This window comes from Curtobacterium sp. L3-7 (assembly GCF_048756585.1).
GTDB lineage: Bacteria > Actinomycetota > Actinomycetes > Actinomycetales > Microbacteriaceae > Curtobacterium.
Window position 1 is genome coordinate 674,549 of sequence record NZ_CP151474.1, and the last position, 18,251, is coordinate 692,799.

Consider the following 18,251-nt stretch of genomic DNA (forward strand, 5'->3'; position numbering starts at 1 on the left):
GGAACAGCGCGTCGTAAACGCGGTTGTCATGGTCCTGTCGCGCGGTGGTACTGCCGCTCTCCGTGGTCACGAGGACACCCCTCCGTCGTCGGGGCGGAACGCGAACCGGTACACGTCTCCCCGGTAGGACGCACAGTACAGGGAGCCGTCGGGTGCGGCGACGGGGGTGATGTCCATTTCCGGCTCGTGGTCCGGAAGGCCGAGCACCTGGCTGGATTGCCACCGGAAGGCACCGTCCCGCGGATCGATGCAGCGGACGTCACCGTCGAAGCCCGTTGCAATCACCGCACCATCGGGGAGGGTCGAGAAAGACGTGTACGACCTCGGTGCGCCAGTGGAGTTCTGCCACTGCGGGGCGAGGCGGTCCGTGTCCAGGCCGTGTACCCGACCGGTCTGGTCCCCGACGACGGCCACACCATCGACGACGACCGGGCTGGCGGCGATCCGCGCACCGACCGTCGTCGCGCAGATCTCCTGTGCGTCGAGCAGTGCGAGCGTACGCACCACGCCGTTCGTTCCGGCGACGACCACCCGGTCGCCGACCACCACCGGCGACGCCTTGATCGTGGCGCCGGTGTCGACGCTCCAGAGGACCGTGCCGTCCCGGCCGATGGCGACGACGTGATCGCCGCTGCAGACCACGACACTGTCCTCGTCACGCACCACCGGACTCGCGTACACGTCCCGGTGCGCGGCGAGACCCCCGAGGGCCGCACTCCACGGGCGCGGGGTGGAGACGTCCGCGATCACCGCGCCGTCATCGAGGTCGACGAAGACGCAGTGGCTCCCGAAGGTCCCGATGACGAGGGTCCGCCGCTCCGGCAGGATCGTGGGGGTCGAGAACACCGGCTCGGGGAGGACCCGGGTCCACGCCACGTCGCCCCGGAGACCGATGCAGGCGACGAGCCCACCGGTGGTCGCGACCACGAAGCGGTCCCGTTCGGTGTCGACGACCACCGAGGAGTACACGCTCCGGTCCAGCCGTGTCTCCCAGAACACTCGCTCGAGGTCTTGGCCGAAGAATCGCACCCGTCCGTCGTCGCTCGCCACGACCACCCCGACACCGTGCACGACGGCGGGGGTCGAGCTGACCGGGACGGCACTCATGAGACCGGTCCTCAGGTCGGTGGACGAGAGGCGGCGGTGTGCGAGGACCGCGGGTTCGTCCGCCCACCGCACTGCGGCAGTCGCACCGGGCCTGAGGATCGACTTCACCGGGTCGTGACGCGACCGTGCGGCCTCACGACCCGGCAAGGTGAGCCCCCTCGGCTCCGGTTCCGGCGGGGGCATCTGCGGGAGCTCCGGGTCCGGCACCAGAGCGACCGGTGTCCTGTTGCTCAGGTGTCCGGACCGCACGCAGCAACCGGCGCCAGAACACCACCGCGAGCACCGCCGACGCGATCGCAGCCGAGGCGATCGCGAGGAACGGCGAGCCGATGACGTACACCGCGAGCGCAGCCAGGGGGATCGTGAGCCCGTAGGTGACGACGCTCGACGCGACCGACAGGACGACGCCCGCGCGCTCGACCGTGAGCAGCTCCCCTGCGAGCTTCTCGAAGAAGTACGGGAGGGCCGTGATCATGTACGCGAGCACGAACAGGGTCGTCATGCCGGCGTCGATCGCGTCGCCGCCGATCAGCCGGACGAGCCACGGTGCGAGGAGGGGCACGGCGATCGTCGCGACCAGGACGGGCACCGCTGAGTAGGCGGTGACACGGCGCAGCACTGTGCGCGAATCCGATCGGCTCCGGCCGGACGCGTAGCCGTAGAGGACGAACGCACCACCGAAGCACGCCTGCGGGACTCGGCAGTACAGCGTCCAGATCTTGGCCGCGACGGCGGCCGCGGCGACGACCCCCACGCCGAGGTGCCCGAGGAAGAGGAACGGCACAGTGGATGCCGCGTAGTCGTTCACCTGGCGTATTCCGACCCCCGCCCCGACGCGGCACACGTCCGCGGTCTCCCCGAAGACCGCGCGGGCCGACGGCGCCCGGAACCGCTGTCCGCGGAACCCGCGCAGCAGCAGGACGACCGCGACCACGAACATGACCGATTGTGCCAGCACCGTCGCCGTGGCGACGGCGACCTCCGGTCCGGCGAACAACGCCGACGCCGGAGACCAGAGGAACAGGGCGTTCCCGCCGACGTTGAGCACCAGCCCGACGACGAGCAACACGATCGCGGAGCTCCGGAGTCCGCACACCTTGAGCGTCTCCATGCCTCCGAGGTAGAGGAGGGTGGGCAAGACTCCCAGCATGCGGGTCGCGATGTAACCGGAGGCGCCCGGCACGATCTCCTCTGGTTGTCCGATGAGCCCGAGGAACGGGCCGGCCGCGATCGCGCAGCCGACACCAATGGCGACCAGCGGGATCGTGCCGAGCAGGAACGCCCCGGCGAGCTCCGGGAGGCGGGTGGCTGTCGACCCGGCTCCTTCGGCCGCGGCGAGGCGGGCACTGAACGTGTCGATGAGACCGAAGAAGAACGCACTCACGGCCACGACCACGGTGTCGCCGAGCCCGACCGCGGCAACCGCTCCTACGCCGGCCGGCGAGACCATCGCGACGTCGGCGACGCCGAACCCGACGGCTACGAGCCCGAGCGCGAGCATGGTCGTCGACAGCCCCGCGAAGTTGCGTGCGGAGGGGGCCGTGTGGGCGGCAACCGTCACGCGGTCACTCCGCCGTCGCGTCCAGCGCCCTGCCGCCCGTACACCGGACGGACGGAGCCGGTCTCCTCGGACATGGTTCCTCGTTCGAGGTCGTCGATACGCCGGAGGAGATCGTCGGTCGGCTGGCCGAGCGCTGCGAGAGCACGGTAGCGCGCGAGGGCCTCGTCCAGGCGATCGAGGCGGACGAGCAGATCGGCAGCGCTCTTGAGGTGGTAGCCGATGTAGGGCGACCCGATCGTGACGGCGTCGTCGAACGCCGCGACTGCACCCTCGAGGTCGCCGAAGGAGCGACGGACCTCAGCCACCTCGCCGCGACTCGCCGACCATCCGGGATCGAGCGCGACCAGTTCCTCGCCGAATGCCCGTGCCTTTGCCTCGTCACGCGCGACGTACATGTGCTCCTTGATGGAGGACTCCAGGTACGTCTTCTTGAAATGCACCTCGAACGCGCCGCCGCCGTCGGCAACGGCCTCGTCCGCGGCGTGGTCCGCCAGTTTCATGACGGCGCGTGTGCGTTCGGTGTCGCCGAGGTCCGCCGGCACCATCGCCACGCCCCGGAACCAGGACGAGACGGTCCCGGGGGCGAGCTCGTCACGGTGTTCCACCACGAGGCGGTTGCCGTGACGTGCGAACCACCCGAACTCATCGACGGGGAGTTCGCCCCGCTTGAGGTACCAGACGACGGCCTGGCTACATGCATCGAGTTGTCGGTCGATGGGGATCCCACCGGAGACGACCGCGGCGCGCATGGTCTCGAAGTGGACGGCAGAGCCGGCACCCGCGTTCGTGCGGTTCTCGATGATGAACCGCAGCATGGCGATCTCGAACCGATCCCGGACCTCGGCCTGGCCAGTCGCCTCCCAGGTGTCGAGCAAGGCCGTCGCGAGCGCGAAACGGGACACGCTGATGAGTGCCGCGGCGGAGGTGACCGCGGCGGTCCCGCTGAGCGATGATGCGTTCCGGACGCGGTCCGCCAGCCACCGCATGCGTTCGGTCGGCGCGTGTTGCAGGGACTCCACGGCGTCCGGCTCGAATCCGGCAACCAGTGCGACCTCGACGAGGACGGCCGGCTCGAAGATCTGCGACAGGGCGTAGTCGTACCTCGTCGGATCATGCGCGACGAACTCCGCGACACATGACGCAGAGAACGTGTCCGGTTCGCCGTCGTACGTGAACCCGAGCAGCGTCTGGGTGAACGCGTTGGTCGTGGGCCACGTCGGGGCGGCCGGGGAATCAGTCTCGATGCTGGTCGTCATCGTTCTTCCTTCCGGTGTGCTGCTCGCGCAACAGGCTGAGGAGGTGCAGGAACACGGTTGCGGCACGGGCTGCGTCGGCGAGCACCTTCGGATCTCGGTCGTCCCGGTGTGCTGCGAACTCGACGACGTCGAACCCGACGAGCACGTTGGCGCGGACGGCCACCTCCAGGAGCCGGAGGAGTCGTCGCGCCGGGAGACCGATGACAGCCGGGTACCCGGTCGCGCTCATCTCCGAGGCGCTGAGGACGTCGACGTCGACGGTGACGTAGAGGGGGTGGCCCGACCCGACGAGCGACCCGAAGGCGTCGTCGTCGTCGATGGCAGATGCGTGCACGGGCACCCGTCCGGTGGCCTGTCCGGGGAGGCTGGAGATCGCGCCGTTGCGCTCCCGCGTCGAGTACGGAGCGAGTCCGACCTGGATGACCTGTCCGTCACCGATGATCGACGCGACATGGCTCATCACATTGGTGTGGAAGAGGTCGTCGAGCCCGCCGTTCGCGGACGGCCAGGTCTGGACGTCGAGGTGCTGGTCGAACTGCAGGACCCGCAGCGGGCCGCCGACACGGCCTCGGAGCGCCCGGATCGCACCAGCGGTGATGCTGTGGTCACCGCCGATGATGCAGGGTGCGGCATCGACGGGCATCCGCTCGACGACGCTTGCGACGAGGTCGGCGACGCCCGACGCGTCCAGGGTGCCTGGGTTGATGTCGCCGAGGTCCACCACACCGTCGAGAATTCCGGCGGCATCCGTCACCGGGTGGATCGCCGGTTCCGATGCGGACCACGTGAACTGACGCATCAGGGTCCGGATGAAGTAGGGGCCGTTTTCCGCTCCCGGGTTCGGGCTGCCGGCCGAGGACGGGACCCCGACGACCGCGCCGATGACGTCGTCGTCACAGCGGGCGCCCGGCGGGAACGGGCGGAGAGTCGTGCTCGTGGTGCCGGCCATGGAGGCTCCGTCTGATTCTTCAGGTGCGGGGGTCGCCCGGCCGGAACCGGGCGACCCCCGCGGGTATCGCTAGGAACGGCCGGTCACTTCGCGAGGATGGCGTCGAGCTCGGCGTCGAGGTTGACATCCACCGCGATGCGCTCGGCAACTGCGGCGCTGTCGAGCGACTCGGCTTCGAAGAACTTCTCGAACCCGGCGGCACGGAAGAATGCAGGGGACTTCTCGTAGGACATGTTCGACATGGTGACTCCTTGCGATCGTTGTTCTCTGATGGAGACTGATCGTCCAGAGGGAGCGCGACATCACCGCAAAAGCAGTTCCCCCGCCCGATCCCCCCTGGATCGACCGCCTTGCGAAGTGAACATACTCCCTACACAGACTGGTCTGTCAAGGGCTTTTCTCGCCGGGATCGTGGTGCTAGGTTGCATGCACAACTCGGCGAGGGGAGGTCGTGGTGCAGCGATCAACCGAGCTCGCCGACGTGCTGCTCCGTGAGTACGACCGGCGTGGGATGCTCCTCGTTCCCCCGGTCTCCGCCGATGACCTCCGCCAAGCGCTCGTCATCAACGACGACGTCGAGCACGCGCTCCTGATGGAGGAACTGGGTGCCGGGGGCTCGTTGCCGGCGGACCTCGAACGCGTCCGTATGCGCTTCTACGAATCCGACGAGGACGACCGTCGCACGATCGAGGCACTCGATGGGTCGCGGTACGACGACGCGTTGATCGAGTCAGCTCGTCGACGGCTCGTCGATCAGCTCCGGGCGAAGCGCCTCCGCGGTGCGGGGCCGGACGAGACCGCGGTCCAGTCGCTCGTCGAGGCAGTACGGGCGCTCCGCGCCGATCAGCGAGCGCTCCTTGCACGCCTCGGAGTCGAGGTCGCCGTCGAAGAGGCGCCGGCGGGGCTGTTTCATCTGCTCGCCACCACGGAGTCGGCCCGCTCCCGAGAGCGGGTAAGACTGGCTTGGGACGCCGTCGGGGCTCGGCGGCACGGGGAGTTGGTCGCGGCCGTCGATGCCGTCGCCGCCGAGCGGTCCAGGGCCGCGCGTCGTCGCGGAGCACGGTCGCCGGTTGCCGAGTCGCTTCGCGGGAGCACGATCGACGAGCGCGCCGTGTGCCGGTTCCTCGACGCCTACCTGGCGCAGGCGATCGTCTCGCTCGACGACCTCGCCGACGAACTCGCGACCGCGCTCCAGGGACGAGGGATCGATCTCCCAGCGGACATCGTGCTCCAGCATGCGGAGTTTGCAGTGAGGTCGCTCGTCGACGGCGATCGGGCCAGGAGGTGGCAGCTCGCCGACGTGGTCGATGCGCTCCGATCCCTCGTCCGTCAATGCTTCGCCCTCGACCTGGTCACCGAGGACGATCGTCGATTCCAGCTCCTGACAGGCGACGGGACCGTCATCGGACACATCACGGTGGACTTCACCGACGGCAGGGGTGTCGCGCACGCCAACCACACGGTTCCGACCCGTAATCGGCACGATGGTTCACCGCGTCGGACGTCCGCGTCCCGTGTCAGCCTCGGGTTCCCGGCCGAGCCCGGCCTCACGGCGCAGAACGTGCAGAGCCTGATGCACGAGTTCGGTCACGCGCTCAACCACGCGTTCATGCGGCCGGGTATCCCGAACCTCTCTGGGCTCGAGAACCTCCCGGTCGAGCTCTCCGAGACCTTCGCCCTCTGGTTCGAGAAGTGGCCCCTCCGCGCCGACTGGGCGCTGCTCGACGACGAGGCCCGGGCCCGGATCGCGATGGTGAAGTCGGTCGAGTACCGGCGCTCCGCCCTCGAGCGCGGTGTCATCGCCGCCTTGGACCTCGCTGTGCACACCGGCGACGAGGTCGGCATCGAGGACGCCTTCGCGGCGATTGCCGCTCGGCATGACTTCGGCGCACGAATCACCCTCGACGACGTCCTACCGTCGTTCGGTGAGCCGATGTTCCGCGCTCGACCCGGAGCGCACTTCGCCTACCTGTGGGGCGCAGTGCAGGCGTGCACAGCGGTCGCCGAGGAGCGCCACGCGCTGGACTGCGCACGCGACTGGTCGGCGGCCGGGAACGCCCTGCCGGAACCGGATCCCTCTGTGCTGTTCCGCTGGTACCGAGAACTGGTCGTGCTGCCGCGGGTCTGACTCACATCTCGTGGTGTTCATCCGGGTCCACCGCGTGGGCCTCGTCGTGGTCGAAACGGTCGATCACCTCGCGCTGTCGTGGGGACAGCGTCACGTCGGCGGCGCCGAGGTCCTCGCGGAGGCGCGCGGGAGACGTGGAGTGCACCACGAACGGGCGACCGGCGTCCAGGTGCCATCGAAGGACGACCTGCGCCGTCGTCGCGCCCACCTCGTCGGCGATGGAGCGGAGTGCTGCCGTCCGGTGCAGCCCGGAGGCGTGCTCGAGTGGCGAGTATGCCTGAGCCTGGACACCGCGGGCCCGCATCCGTTCGACGGAGTAACACCGGGACACCGACGGGGAGCTCTGCACCTGGTTCACGAGGGGCAGGACGCTGGTTCGGCGCTCGAGGTTGTCGAGGTGCGCGAGGGTGAAGTTCGAGACGCCAGGAGCCCGGACAAGCCCTTCCTCTGCCAGCGTGAGGATCGCTTCCCACGACTCCTCGAATCGGCCGAGTCGCGGGAGCGGCCAGTGGATGAGGTAGCCATCGATGTGGTCCGTCCCCAGAGCCTCGAGCGTTCGGCCGAGAGCGGCCCGCACCGCTGGTTGGCCGCCCTGGTCCGATCCCCGGAGCTTCGACTGTAGGAACACGTCGTCCCGTGGGATCCCGGACCGACGGAGGGCCGCACCGACCCCGCGCTCGTTGCCGTAGCTCCTGGCGGTGTCGACGAGCCGGAAACCCGCCTCGAGCGCTGCGGTGACGTAGCGTTCCGCGGCGATGTCCGCGTGCTCGCCGACACCGAAGCCCATGGACGGGATGCTCGTGCCGTCACGGAGGACCGTCACCGGATGTGCCATGTCGTCTTCTCTCCCGCGGTGCTGCCGCAGCGTCAACGGACTAGACCGTCACCGAACCGAGGACGCGGTGCGCGATCGAGATCGACTCGCCGGACACCACGGACAGCGGCGACGACAGGAACGCGATCAGGTCGGCGATCTGCTGGGGGCTGGACTCGCCACCGGACCCACGCTGCACCTCGGCAGCCGGATCGTCGGTCACGGTGCCCGGGTTCACGACGTTGACCGTGACGCCGGAGCCGGCTGCCTCGTCCGCGAGGTTCTTCGCGATGACGCTGACGGCGGTGTTCCGGAGGGACGCGGTGATGTTGCCGGAGAGGTAGGCGTTCTGCCCGCTCACGACGACGACACGTCCGAAACCCGCCTCGCGCTGTCCGGGCAGCACGGCGTTCGCGGCCCGCAGGAACCCGAGCGCCTTGCCGTCGACGGCCCGGGCGATCTGATCAGGGTCGGACTTCTTCGCCGGGTCGAGGGTCCCGGCACTCGGCGCCGCGGTGACGACGAGCACGTCGATGCGCCCGTGCTGCGCGATGACCGAGGCGACACCGGCGTCGACCGAGGCCTGGTCCGCGGTGTCGATCGCGACGCCGTCGTCGTCCGTCGCGCTCCGCGAGGCGACGACGACCGTCGCTCCCTCGGCCCGGAGTCGATCGGCAACGGCGCTGCCGATGTACCCCTTGCCCCCGACGACGAGTGCGACACGGTCCGTGAGTTGGAGATCCACGTCGCCACGCTATCCCTCGGTCGGACAACCGGTCGTTCAGTGTGCCGTGCAGTTCGGTGCGCGAAACGTACAGGAACTGGATAGTCAGTTGCTCTAACCGTTCGCGTTGTGAAACACTTTCGTCGTCCAACTCGGACGGAAAGACGACCAGGAAGGTGGAACCAGGCATGCGCAGCACGTACCACGGGGCTCAGTGGGGCACCGGTCTCCTCGGCACCCACCCTCGCGCGGGCCTCACCGACCCCGCGGTCATCGCCGCCTACGTCACCGCTCGGATCGAGGACCCGTCGCTCCTCTCCAAGCGGGCCGAGCCGTCCTACGCGGACTTCTTCACGCTCCCGCAGGCCTGAGAACCCGGAGTTCATGACCACATGCCGTTGACCGTCGTCCGCCGAGAACACGTCCACCTCTACTCGCGAGCACCCCGATCGAAGGCCGCCCGCTCAGCCGTCGACGCCATCCTCCGGCTGCAGCACGCCGAGGATCAGCAGATCGAGCACGCGCGCATCGAGAGTGGTCTGTCGAAGAACGAGTTCCTCGCGGTCCGGTACCTGCTGCAGGCGCACCGGGACGGCCGCGCGATGGGACCGAAGGACCTCGCGGTGATGCTCGCGGTGTCCAACGCCTCGGTGACGAAGATCGTCGACGGCCTCGTGGAGAAGGGCGACATCGTCCGGACCGCGCACCCCACCGATCGTCGGGCGCAGTTCCTCGAACCGACCGACCAGGTGGCGACCAAGATCGACGATTCGTACGCACAGTTCCACGAGATCGTCGTGCGCGTGCTCGACGGGCTGCCGGCCGCCGACAACGAGGTGGTCGCCGAGGCCCTCGGACGGATCGTGGACGCCCTCGCCGAGGCGGTTCCGGAGCCGGCCGACGAGTACACCGTGGACGGCACCAGCGCCTGAAACCTTCCAGCGGTAAGTTGTCTGCATGACCTCTGCCGACGACGCCGGGACCGTGCCGCGGCGCGGGTACCGCAAGGGCGCGGAGCGGCGGGTCCAGATCCTCGACGAGATGATCAGGATGGTGGCGGAGCAGGGGGTCGACGCATCGTCGCTCCGGTCGGTGGCCGACGCGCTCGGCATCACGCACGCGGCGCTCCGGCACTACTTCCCGTCGCGGGACGAACTGCTGCTCGCCGTCTACCGGGAGCACGAGGTCCGCGAGCAGGGCGCCCCGGACCGTCTGCAGTCCGCGATCGGCGACATGCGTGAGAGTGCGCGCCGGAACCGCGAGATCCCGGGGCTCGTGCAGCTCTACACGACGCTCGCGGCCGACGCCGTCGGTGAGGGGCACCCGTCGACGCGGGACTTCATGCGTGAGCGGTTCGCGCGTCTGCGGGGCGAACTTGCGGAACTGATCCGTCGTGACCAGGACCTCGGGCGCATCCGGGCCGACCTCGATCCGGTCGACCTCGCGTCACTGAGCATCGCGGCGTCGGACGGCCTGCAGGTCCAGTGGCTGCTCGACCCGGAGGCCGTCGACGGCGAACGCGTGCTGCACCTGCTCGAGCAGATCGTCCCGCCCGCCGGGTGACGTGCTGGAAGACGTCGGGTGCCGCACGGGCACCCGACGTCTGCCGTTCCCTCGCGGAGGGCTACGCGTTCACGCCCTCGGCGAGGACCGCGGCAGCGGGGTCGAAGTCCTCGGGGAGCGGCTGGATCGGGTCGATCGACGAGGTGATCTCGACGGCCTGGCCCGACTCGGCAGCGTCGCGGATGCCGAGCATGACGTCCAGCGCGTGCGACGCCACGGCGCCGGACGCGCGCTCCGGCCGACCCTCCGCGATCGCGCGGGCCAGCTCGACGACGCCCGTGCCACGGCCCCAGGTGGAGCCCTTGTGTGCCAGGGTGGTCGGTTCGTCCTTGCCGAGCGTCCACAGGGTGCTGTCGCCGTCGAAGACGTTCGGGTCCGGCAGCACGATGGTGCCCTCGGAGCCGTTGATCTCGACGAAGCCGTTGCGGGGCAGTGCGTGCTGGAACGACAGGGTCGTCTGCGCCGACTGTCCGCCCGCGAACGAGATGAGCGCTGCGTGGTGCGTGGGCACCTCGACGGCGAACTCGGTGCCGGCGCGGGGGCCGGAGCCGATCACGCGGGTCTCGCGGGACTTCGACGACACGGCCTGCACGCGCGAGGCGGAACCGAAGGCGTGCAGGAGCGTCGTGACGTAGTACGGGCCGATGTCGAACAGCGGACCGGCGCCCTGTGCGTACAGGAACTCGGGGTCCGGGTGCCACTGGTCCGGGCCCGGCACGTGGAACATCGTCGTCGCGGTGAGCGGCGTGCCGATGCCGCCGCGCGCGATGGCCCGGATGGCGGTCTGGATCCCGGCACCGAGCACGGTGTCCGGTGCGGTCGCGTAGCGGACGCCTGCTGCCGAAGCGGCGGCGAGCAGGGCCTGCGCGTCCTCCGCGTTGGTGGCGACGGGCTTCTCGCTCCAGGTGTGCTTGCCGGCGGCGATGATCTGCTGGCCGACCTTGGCGTGCTCGGCCGGGATCGTGATGTTCACCACGATCTGGATGTCGTCGCGGGCGAGGAGCTCCTCGACCGTGCCGGACGCCGGGACGCCGTACTTCTCGGCCTGGGACGCCGCGCGCTCGAGGATGAGGTCGGCGACCATCAGGACCTCGACGTCGGCGAACTGGGTGAGGTTCGTCAGGTACTGGTCCGAGATGTTCCCGGCACCGATGATGCCGACTCCGACGCGGCTCACGCGGCACTCCCCGCGGTGTCGTTCGCCTTGAGCCAGGCGAGGGACTCGGTGATGCCCTCGAAGACGTCGCCGGCGTAGGCGTCGAACTCGACGACGCGGATGGCCTGCGGCGCCGCGGCGAGGATGGCCGGCACGTCGACGTCGCCCTGGCCGGCCGGGGTCTGGTTCTCGAAGGCACGCTGCAGGGCCTCGGGGACGATGAGCGCGCTCTCCGACGACGGCAGTGCCGTGCGGATGTCGCCGTCGACCTTGCCGTCCTTGACGTGGATCGCGACGACGCGGTCACCGAGGGACTGCAGGACCGCGGGGGCGTCCGCGCCGCCGACGGTGGCCCAGAAGGTGTCGACCTCGAGCACCGTCTCCGGGCTGATCTGCGAGACGAAGAGGTCGTAGACGGTGCGGCCGTCGACCTTGTTCGTGAACTCCCACTGGTGGTTGTGGTAGCCGAACTGCAGGCCGCGGGCGGCAGCCTCGGCGGTGAGCACGTTGACGCGCTCAGCGATCTTCGCGACGTCGTCGGCGGTCTGCCAGCGATCGGTCGGGATGAACGGGTCGATGACGGTCGTGATGCCGAGGCGCTCCGCCGCGTCCCAGATCGGGGCGGTGTCCTCGGCGTCGATGACGGCGACGTGACCGGACGGGGCCTTCAGGCCGGTGGCGGCGAAGGCGCGCTCGAGGTCGGCGGCGCGCTCGACGAATGCGTACGGCTCGACGTTCTCGTAGCCGATCTCGGCGACGCGGGCGATCGCCTTGTCGAGGTCTTCGGCGATGGCGTCGCGCAGCGAGTACAGCTGCACAGAGGTGGTGGGCATTGCAGAGGCTCCTTCGGTCCTGGCTCGGGCGTTCTCGACCCGCCGGGACGCGATGCTCCGCGGCGAGATCGGGTACGACGCTACCCGAAAAACCATCCGGTGTGCAGTTTTTGCGACGGTCTGTTGCACCCCTGTCCTCATGTCCTGACCTTCCGATGTATGCTCGCGTCTGGAAAAACCTTGCGAAGCACGGTTTTCATCGACTCAAGGAGGCGTCATGAGCACACCCGAACCCGCGGAGACACCGGTCCTGCTGCACCCGGAAGAGGGCATCACCCAGCCGGTCAGCACGATGCGGGTCGGGATCGGCTACCAGATCGCGCTGTTCCTCGGGCAGTTCGGCCTCTTCGTCGCGCTCATGGCACCCGTGTACGTGAGCATGCAGCTCAAGGCCGAGGCGCTGGTCGGCTCCGACGCGGCGAACGTCATCGGCTCGGTGCTGCCGATCGGCGCGTTCGGTGCGCTCATCATGAACCCGCTCGCCGGGGCGCTGTCCGACCGGACCCGCACCCGCTGGGGACGTCGTCGCCCGTGGATGCTCACCGGCGTCGTCGTGTTCGCGTTCGCCCTCGCGTGGATCGCGTTCGCCCCGGACACCACGCAGCTCACCCTCGGATGGCTGCTCGCGCAGCTCTCGGCGAACACCGTGCTGGCGACCCTGACCGCGAGCTTCGCCGACAACGTGCCGCAGTTCCAGCGCGGGAAGTCGTCGAGCATCATCGCGCTCGCGCAGAACATCGCCGTCCTCGCCGGGACCTACCTGTCGGTGTTCTTCGTCGCGAACCTGCCGGTGCTGTTCATCGCGCCCGGCATCCTCGCGATCGTCCTCGTGGTGGTCTACGCCGTCGTCGCCCGCGACGACCTGCCCACGTACAAGCTCAAGAAGTTCACCTTCGTCAACCTGATCTCGTCGTTCTGGACGAACCCGATCAAGAACCCGGACTTCGCCTTCGCCTGGTGGTCGCGCTTCCTGATCATCTTCGCGACGTTCATGTTCACGACGTACCGCCTGCTCTACATGAAGCAGCACATCGGGATCACGAGCGACAAGGAGGCGACCGCGTCCGTCGCGTTCGGTGTGCTGCTGTACACGATCGCCCTGCTCGTCAGTGCCGCGCTCTCCGGCTGGCTGTCCGACCGGCTCGGCCGCCGCAAGGTCTTCGTCGGCGGGTCCACCGCGCTGTTCGCCGTCGGGCTCGTCGTCCTCGCGCACGCCGACACCGTGCACGGGTTCTACGTCGCCGAGATCATCATGGGCTTCGCCTACGGCATCTACTCGGCGATCGACACCGCCCTCGTCGTCGACGTCCTGCCGAACGCCGACCGACCAGGGAAGGACCTCGGCGTCATCAACATCGCGAACGCGCTCCCGCAGTCGCTCGCCCCCGCTGCGTCGCTGTTCTTCCTGAAGTTCGGCACCGGTGGCACGCCGGACAACTACGAGCTCATGTGCTGGGCGGCCGGGATCGTGGCGATCATCGGCGCGCTCGTCGTGATCCCGATCAAGCGCGTGCGCTGATAGCTTCTGGCGTCATGACGAACCCGACGGTCGACGTGGACCGCAGGCACCTCGCGCGGTGGCGGAACGCGATCATCGTCGCGTTCGGCCTCGGCGGCATCAGCCTCGCCGCATGGGGACCCCGGCTCCCCGAGATCCGTGCGGAGCTCGGCGTCGACACCGGCACCATCGGGCTCATGCTCGGCGGCGTCACGATCGGGTCGATCGGTGGCCTGCTCTCCGCCGCGCCGCTGCTGCGGCGACTCGGCGGACGGCGGGCCCTGACGGCCGTCGTCGTGCTCGTCCCCGTCGCGATCGCCGTGCTCGGGATCGCGGCGGCGCTGCACTCCGCGCCGCTCGCCGCTGTCGCGTTCGTCGTCGCCGGTGCCGGGATCGGCTCCCTCGACGTGATGGCGAACGTCGAGGGCACGGCCATCGAGGCCCTCGCGGGCCGCACGCTGCTCCCGTTGATGCACGCCGCATGGTCGGGAGGCGCGGCGCTCGGTGCCGGGATCGCCGCACTCTGTTCGGCACTCGGCATCACGGTCTCCACCCAGTTGGTGGTGGAGGCCGCGGTCCTGCTCGTGGTCGGCGTGGTCGCCATGCGCGCGGTGCCCGACGGCACCCGCGCGGAGGAGCACGACGACACGCTGACACCCGGGCAGCGCATCCGCGCCTGGGCCAGGGGCTGGGCGGACGTCCGCCTGCTGATGATCGGTGTCGTCATGCTCGGCGTCGAGCTGGGCGAGGGATCGGCCAACAACTGGCTCGCACTCGCCACCACCGACGGGCACGGGCAGTCCGCGACCGTCGGCGCGCTGTTCTTCACCGTGTTCGCGGTGTCCGAGGCGGCGACCCGTGTGTTCGCCGGTCCCGTGGTCGATCGGCTCGGTCGGGTCCGGACCGTGCGCTGGACGACTGCGCTCGGCATCGTCGGGGCGATCCTGTTCATCGTCGGCGGCGCGTGGTGGCTCACCCTGATCGGTGTGGTCCTGTGGGCCGTCGGCGTCTCGATGGGCTTCCCGCTGGGGATGTCGGCCGCGGCGCAGAGCGGCCCGAACCCGGCCGCCCGCGTGAGTGTCGTGGCGTCCATCGGGTACTTCGCGAACTTCGCCGGACCGCCCGTCATCGGAGCCATCGCCGTCCACCTCGGCGCGCTGTCGGCGCTGTGGCTCGTCGCGGTGCTGTTCGTCGCGGCCTTCGCGGCGTCCGAGTCGCTCCGGCCGGCGCGGAGCGCCGGGACCGACGCGCCGGGGCCGCACCGAGCCTCCAGGGCTAGCGTGGACTGATGCTCGACGCCGCCACCGTGACCTACGACAGCCCAGCAGGACGCATCCGCGGATCGCGGGACGGCGACGTCATCCGGGTGCTCGGCGTGCCGTACGCGCAGGCCGAGCGGTTCCGGCCGCCGGAGCCGATGCCCGTCTTCGAGGACGTGTTCCACGCGGACTTCCCAGCACCGGTGGCCCCGCAACCCTCCGCGACGGTCGTCGACCAACTGCTCCACGAGATCGATGCCGAGGTCGACGAACGCTGCCAGGCGCTCTCGATCACGATCCCGGTTGACATCGGCCCCGACGAGCGACTGCCGGTCATGGTGTGGATCCACGGCGGCTCGTACGTCATCGGCGGCGGCGACGTCCCGATCAACGACCCGTACGACCTGGTCCGAGAGCAACGCGTCGTCGTCGTGACGGTGACGTACCGGCTCGGGGTGCTCGGGTTCCTCGGCGACGGGGAACGGATCCCGGCGAACCTCGGGCTGCTCGACCTCGTCGCGTCGCTCCGGTGGGTGCACGACAACATCGCCGCGTTCGGCGGCGACCCCGATCTCGTCACGCTCTTCGGGCAGTCCGCCGGAGGGGACGCGATCGCGCACCTGATGATCAGCGAGGGGACCGCAGGGCTCTTCCGCAGGGCGATCGTGCAGAGCGCACCGCTCGGGCTCTCGCGCGGACGTGCGCGGATGAACCGTGCGATGGTCGAGGCGGTGGGGCCGATGTCGGCGGACACCTCGCTCGACGAGCTGTACGAGCGACAGGCCCGCGGCAGGCGGGTCGGCGGCCGGTACGGGCTCCGCGGCGGGATGCCGTACGGCACCCAGTACGGGTTCGCGCCGCTGCCGGCCGAACGTGACCTCGCCGAGGCCTGGCGGCGGGTCGCACCAGACGTCGACGTGCTCATCGGGTCGGGATCGGACGAGGCCGGGATGTACGTGCCCGTGCTCCCTGGACTCAAGCGCATCGTTCGGAACCGGGTCGCGCGGTCGCTCGTGCGGTGGTGGCTCGTCCGGCCGCTGACCGAGGTGATCTACGGGCGTGACGCCAGGGTGTTCGCGGAGCGGCACCGGTCGGGCGGCGGGCGCGCGACCGTCTACCGGCTGCTCCGCGGCGCGACCGCGCAGCCGACCGGGGCGGTGCACATGAGCGACCTGCCGCTGCTGCTGGGACGCAAGGAGGCGTGGGCCGGCAGCCGGTTCGTGCCCGAGCGGGACTGGCCGGAGGTCGAGCGTCGCGGCCCGGGTGTGCGGGCGATCTGGGCGGAGTTCGCGCGGACCGGTCGCGTCACTGCTCGCGACGACGAGACGCTGGTGTTCGACCGCGGCTGAACCGTCAGGGTCCCGCGCCGGTGTCGACGGTGCCGTCGGGTGGGGGCAGGATGTCCGCTGCGACCCAGGGGAACACCCAGGTGAACAGGACGAACACGAGTGCGGTGAGCAGGACGATCAGTTCGAGGATCTTGAGGGCGGTCGGGCCGGGCAGGAGTCGCCACACGAGCGGGAAGATCACTTGGGCGTCTCCGAGAGTTCCTTCGGCGTCCCCTCGGACGCGGGCATCCAGTAGTCGAGCTTGGCGTGGGTGATGTAGCGCTCCTTGGCGGACCACATCGGGTGGCAGGCGGTGAGTGTCAGCCAGCGGTCGTCGGCGGTGGGCTGGACGCCGGGCTTGTTCGGGACCGGGGCGATGGTCTCGATGTGGTCGGGTGTGACGATCTGGCTGTCGGTGACCTTGTAGACGTACCAGACGTCGAAGTTCGTGGCCTTGTCGGTGACGCGGACGACGATCGCGTCGTCGGTCGTGAGTTCGGCGATCTGGTTGAGCGGCTTGCCGTAGGTGACGCGGTGGCCGGCGACGGCGAAGTTGCCTTCGGCGCCGGGCATCGCGGTGTCCTGGTAGTGGCCGAGTCCGATGGTGTTGAGCACCTTCTCGCGGTTCGTGCCCTCGCCGATGGGACGGTTGTAGTCCGTTCCGAAGCGCGGGATCTGCATGGTGCCGAAGACGTCCGTGACGTTCGGCGGCTCGGCGAGGACCGGTGCGGTGCCGCGGTGCTCGGTGCCCGCAGTGGGCTTGGTCGTGGTCTGCCCGAGGTCCTTGACGAGCGCGGTCTGTTCGTTCACGGCGACGACATCGGTCCACCAGCCGGTCCACACCACGTACAGCCCGGTGGCCGCGCCCGCGATGATGAGCAATTCAGCGATGAGCGAGACGAGTGCAGCGCCGATCGTCTGCCGCGGCCGGGCGTTCGGGCGGTGTCGCGGAGTGCGCGACCCCTGCCAGGGATCCGGCGCCGACCGGACCCATCCGTTCGCCGACGTCGCATCGAGCACCCCGTCCCGCCCGCCGGTCACGCGACGACGAAGAACTGGTCGCCGATGTCGACCCGTGAACCGCGGGGAGCCGGGACGGTCGTGCCGGGGTGGCACCGCTGCCTGGTGCCCTCTCGCACCACGGTGGTGCCGTTCGCCGAAGCGAGGTCCTCGACGTTCAGTCCGGCTCCGTCCACGGTGAAGCGCAGGTGGGCGTTCGACACGCTCCGCGTGGGGTCGTCGAACCGTACCGGGTTCTCCACCCCGAGCGGTCGGCGGCCGAGGACGCCAGAACCGGACACGTCGAGGATGGTCCCGGTGCTCGTGAAGAGCTTGGCCCGACTGACCGGTTCGGTGCGGCGTCGCGTGCTCACGATCGTGCGTTCGAGCGACTCGATCTCGTCGAGTTCCGTCTCGGACGGCGATCCGGCGTTGACCGGCGCCGTGTCGGTCGACTCGACGCCGGTCGCCTCAGCCGGGTGCTCCGGTGGTGCCGGGTGCTCCGCCGCTGCCGGGGGCTCCGGTGGTGCCGGGTGCTCCGGTACTGCCGACGGTTCGGGTGTTGCCAGGGCCTCTGGTGCAGCCGCGGGAGCCGAGGGGATCGATGGGGACGGCGGGATGGGAGGCAGGAGCGGTCCGACGGGATCGGGGAGGTCGACCGGCTCGGGCAGGGGGTCTGGCTCGGGGGCGACGGGCATCGCGATGGTCTCGACGACCGGGGCGGACGGTGGGGCGCTCACGGTCGCGGTCAGGTCGATCGTGTCCGTCCTGCCCACCGATGCGGTGGTGTCGATCGTGGTCGGAGCGACGACCGCGGGCATCTCGTCGATCTCGACCGACCCGTCCGATGCGACGACGAGGTGCCAGTTCCCTTCGGCGCCGGTGGTGTGCAGGCGAACGGGGTGCCCGGACTGCCGGGCGAACTCCGTCACGATGTCGAGCGCTGCTTCCCGTGCGGCTTCGGAGGAGGCGTGCGACGACGTCTCGGTGTGGTCGTACCCGCCCATCGTCAGCAGCCCGGACGGGGAGATGTGGACGGTGATTGCAGGCGGTTCGCCTGTGTGCGTGGAGAGCAT

General features: G+C 69.8%; 19 protein-coding genes. 7 read left to right on the forward strand and 12 right to left on the reverse strand.

All coding sequences use genetic code 11. The features are described 5' to 3' along the window. Positions 1-66 precede the first annotated feature (66 nt). The 5 genes from AAEP80_RS03405 to AAEP80_RS03425 all read right to left on the reverse strand — a co-directional run bounded on the left by AAEP80_RS03405 (position 67) and on the right by AAEP80_RS03425 (position 5,115). The gene (locus AAEP80_RS03405) at positions 67-1,107 is read right to left on the reverse strand and encodes a PQQ-binding-like beta-propeller repeat protein (RefSeq protein WP_420365953.1); all 1,041 of its coding nucleotides are present in this window, start codon (positions 1,105-1,107) and stop codon (positions 67-69) included. Positions 1,108-1,240: 133 nt separating this feature from the next. Further along, positions 1,241-2,668: an MATE family efflux transporter gene (locus tag AAEP80_RS03410; protein ID WP_420365954.1), complete on the reverse strand. Its 1,428-nt coding sequence runs from the start codon at positions 2,666-2,668 to the stop codon at positions 1,241-1,243. After that, positions 2,665-3,924: a hypothetical protein gene (locus AAEP80_RS03415; protein ID WP_420365955.1), complete on the reverse strand. Its 1,260-nt coding sequence runs from the start codon at positions 3,922-3,924 to the stop codon at positions 2,665-2,667. Before AAEP80_RS03415 ends, AAEP80_RS03410 begins: the two co-directional genes overlap by 4 nt. Then, a complete protein-coding gene (locus AAEP80_RS03420; RefSeq protein WP_420365956.1) occupies positions 3,902-4,873 on the reverse strand; it encodes an arginase family protein in 972 nt (323 codons plus the stop codon). The genes AAEP80_RS03415 and AAEP80_RS03420 overlap by 23 nt, the downstream gene beginning before the upstream one ends. 83 nt (positions 4,874-4,956) lie before the next feature. Next, entirely contained in the window at positions 4,957-5,115 is a 159-nt protein-coding gene (locus AAEP80_RS03425) for a hypothetical protein (protein ID WP_420365957.1), read from the reverse strand. Between the two features lie 212 nt (positions 5,116-5,327). Here AAEP80_RS03425 and AAEP80_RS03430 point away from each other — a divergent pair, with 212 nt between their 5' ends. Continuing rightward, complete coding sequence (locus tag AAEP80_RS03430; RefSeq protein ID WP_420365958.1) at positions 5,328-7,001, forward strand: hypothetical protein; 1,674 nt, start codon at positions 5,328-5,330, stop codon at positions 6,999-7,001. Position 7,002: 1 nt separating this feature from the next. Here the strand turns inward: AAEP80_RS03430 and AAEP80_RS03435 are convergent, their stop codons facing one another. Both AAEP80_RS03435 and AAEP80_RS03440 read right to left on the reverse strand, forming a co-directional pair. Next, on the reverse strand, positions 7,003-7,836 hold the full coding sequence (locus tag AAEP80_RS03435) for an aldo/keto reductase (RefSeq protein ID WP_420365959.1): 834 nt from the start codon (positions 7,834-7,836) through the stop codon (positions 7,003-7,005). Positions 7,837-7,876: 40 nt separating this feature from the next. Then, entirely contained in the window at positions 7,877-8,560 is a 684-nt protein-coding gene (locus AAEP80_RS03440; protein ID WP_420365960.1) for an SDR family NAD(P)-dependent oxidoreductase, read from the reverse strand. A gap of 167 nt (positions 8,561-8,727) precedes the next feature. Here AAEP80_RS03440 and AAEP80_RS03445 point away from each other — a divergent pair, with 167 nt between their 5' ends. From AAEP80_RS03445 to AAEP80_RS03455, 3 genes are read left to right on the forward strand one after another with little or no spacing between them, the layout of a single operon-like run. Further along, positions 8,728-8,910 (forward strand): hypothetical protein, encoded by a 183-nt coding sequence (locus AAEP80_RS03445; protein ID WP_413600410.1) that lies wholly within the window; start codon positions 8,728-8,730, stop codon positions 8,908-8,910. 21 nt (positions 8,911-8,931) lie between these two features. Beyond that, a complete protein-coding gene (locus AAEP80_RS03450; RefSeq protein ID WP_420365961.1) occupies positions 8,932-9,471 on the forward strand; it encodes a MarR family winged helix-turn-helix transcriptional regulator in 540 nt (179 codons plus the stop codon). A 25-nt stretch (positions 9,472-9,496) separates the two neighbouring features. Then, positions 9,497-10,102, forward strand: a complete 606-nt coding sequence (locus AAEP80_RS03455) for a TetR/AcrR family transcriptional regulator (protein WP_420365962.1) — start codon at positions 9,497-9,499, stop codon at positions 10,100-10,102. Positions 10,103-10,163: 61 nt separating this feature from the next. Here AAEP80_RS03455 and AAEP80_RS03460 read toward each other — a convergent pair whose 3' ends face one another. Then, positions 10,164-11,279 (reverse strand): Gfo/Idh/MocA family protein, encoded by a 1,116-nt coding sequence (locus tag AAEP80_RS03460; RefSeq protein ID WP_420365963.1) that lies wholly within the window; start codon positions 11,277-11,279, stop codon positions 10,164-10,166. Next, the gene (locus AAEP80_RS03465; RefSeq protein WP_420365964.1) at positions 11,276-12,091 is read right to left on the reverse strand and encodes a sugar phosphate isomerase/epimerase family protein; all 816 of its coding nucleotides are present in this window, start codon (positions 12,089-12,091) and stop codon (positions 11,276-11,278) included. Before AAEP80_RS03465 ends, AAEP80_RS03460 begins: the two co-directional genes overlap by 4 nt. Before the next feature lie 217 nt (positions 12,092-12,308). On the opposite strand from AAEP80_RS03465, the gene AAEP80_RS03470 reads away from it, so the two are divergent. Genes AAEP80_RS03470 through AAEP80_RS03480 form a run of 3 tightly spaced genes read left to right on the forward strand, consistent with a single transcriptional unit; the run spans position 12,309 to position 16,197 of the window. Beyond that, the gene (locus AAEP80_RS03470; protein ID WP_420365965.1) at positions 12,309-13,610 is read left to right on the forward strand and encodes an MFS transporter; all 1,302 of its coding nucleotides are present in this window, start codon (positions 12,309-12,311) and stop codon (positions 13,608-13,610) included. Positions 13,611-13,624: 14 nt separating this feature from the next. After that, a complete protein-coding gene (locus AAEP80_RS03475) occupies positions 13,625-14,878 on the forward strand; it encodes an MFS transporter (RefSeq protein ID WP_420365966.1) in 1,254 nt (417 codons plus the stop codon). Beyond that, the gene (locus AAEP80_RS03480; protein ID WP_420365967.1) at positions 14,878-16,197 is read left to right on the forward strand and encodes a carboxylesterase family protein; all 1,320 of its coding nucleotides are present in this window, start codon (positions 14,878-14,880) and stop codon (positions 16,195-16,197) included. Before AAEP80_RS03475 ends, AAEP80_RS03480 begins: the two co-directional genes overlap by 1 nt. Before the next feature lie 4 nt (positions 16,198-16,201). On the opposite strand, the gene AAEP80_RS03485 is transcribed toward AAEP80_RS03480, so the two are convergent. The 3 genes from AAEP80_RS03485 to AAEP80_RS03495 are packed head-to-tail and all read right to left on the reverse strand — an operon-like array spanning position 16,202 to position 18,251. After that, positions 16,202-16,378: a hypothetical protein gene (locus AAEP80_RS03485; protein ID WP_420365968.1), complete on the reverse strand. Its 177-nt coding sequence runs from the start codon at positions 16,376-16,378 to the stop codon at positions 16,202-16,204. Continuing rightward, complete coding sequence (locus AAEP80_RS03490) at positions 16,375-17,217, reverse strand: class E sortase (protein WP_420365969.1); 843 nt, start codon at positions 17,215-17,217, stop codon at positions 16,375-16,377. The genes AAEP80_RS03485 and AAEP80_RS03490 overlap by 4 nt, the downstream gene beginning before the upstream one ends. Continuing rightward, positions 17,214-18,251 (reverse strand): FHA domain-containing protein, encoded by a 1,038-nt coding sequence (locus AAEP80_RS03495; protein WP_420365970.1) that lies wholly within the window; start codon positions 18,249-18,251, stop codon positions 17,214-17,216. Before AAEP80_RS03495 ends, AAEP80_RS03490 begins: the two co-directional genes overlap by 4 nt.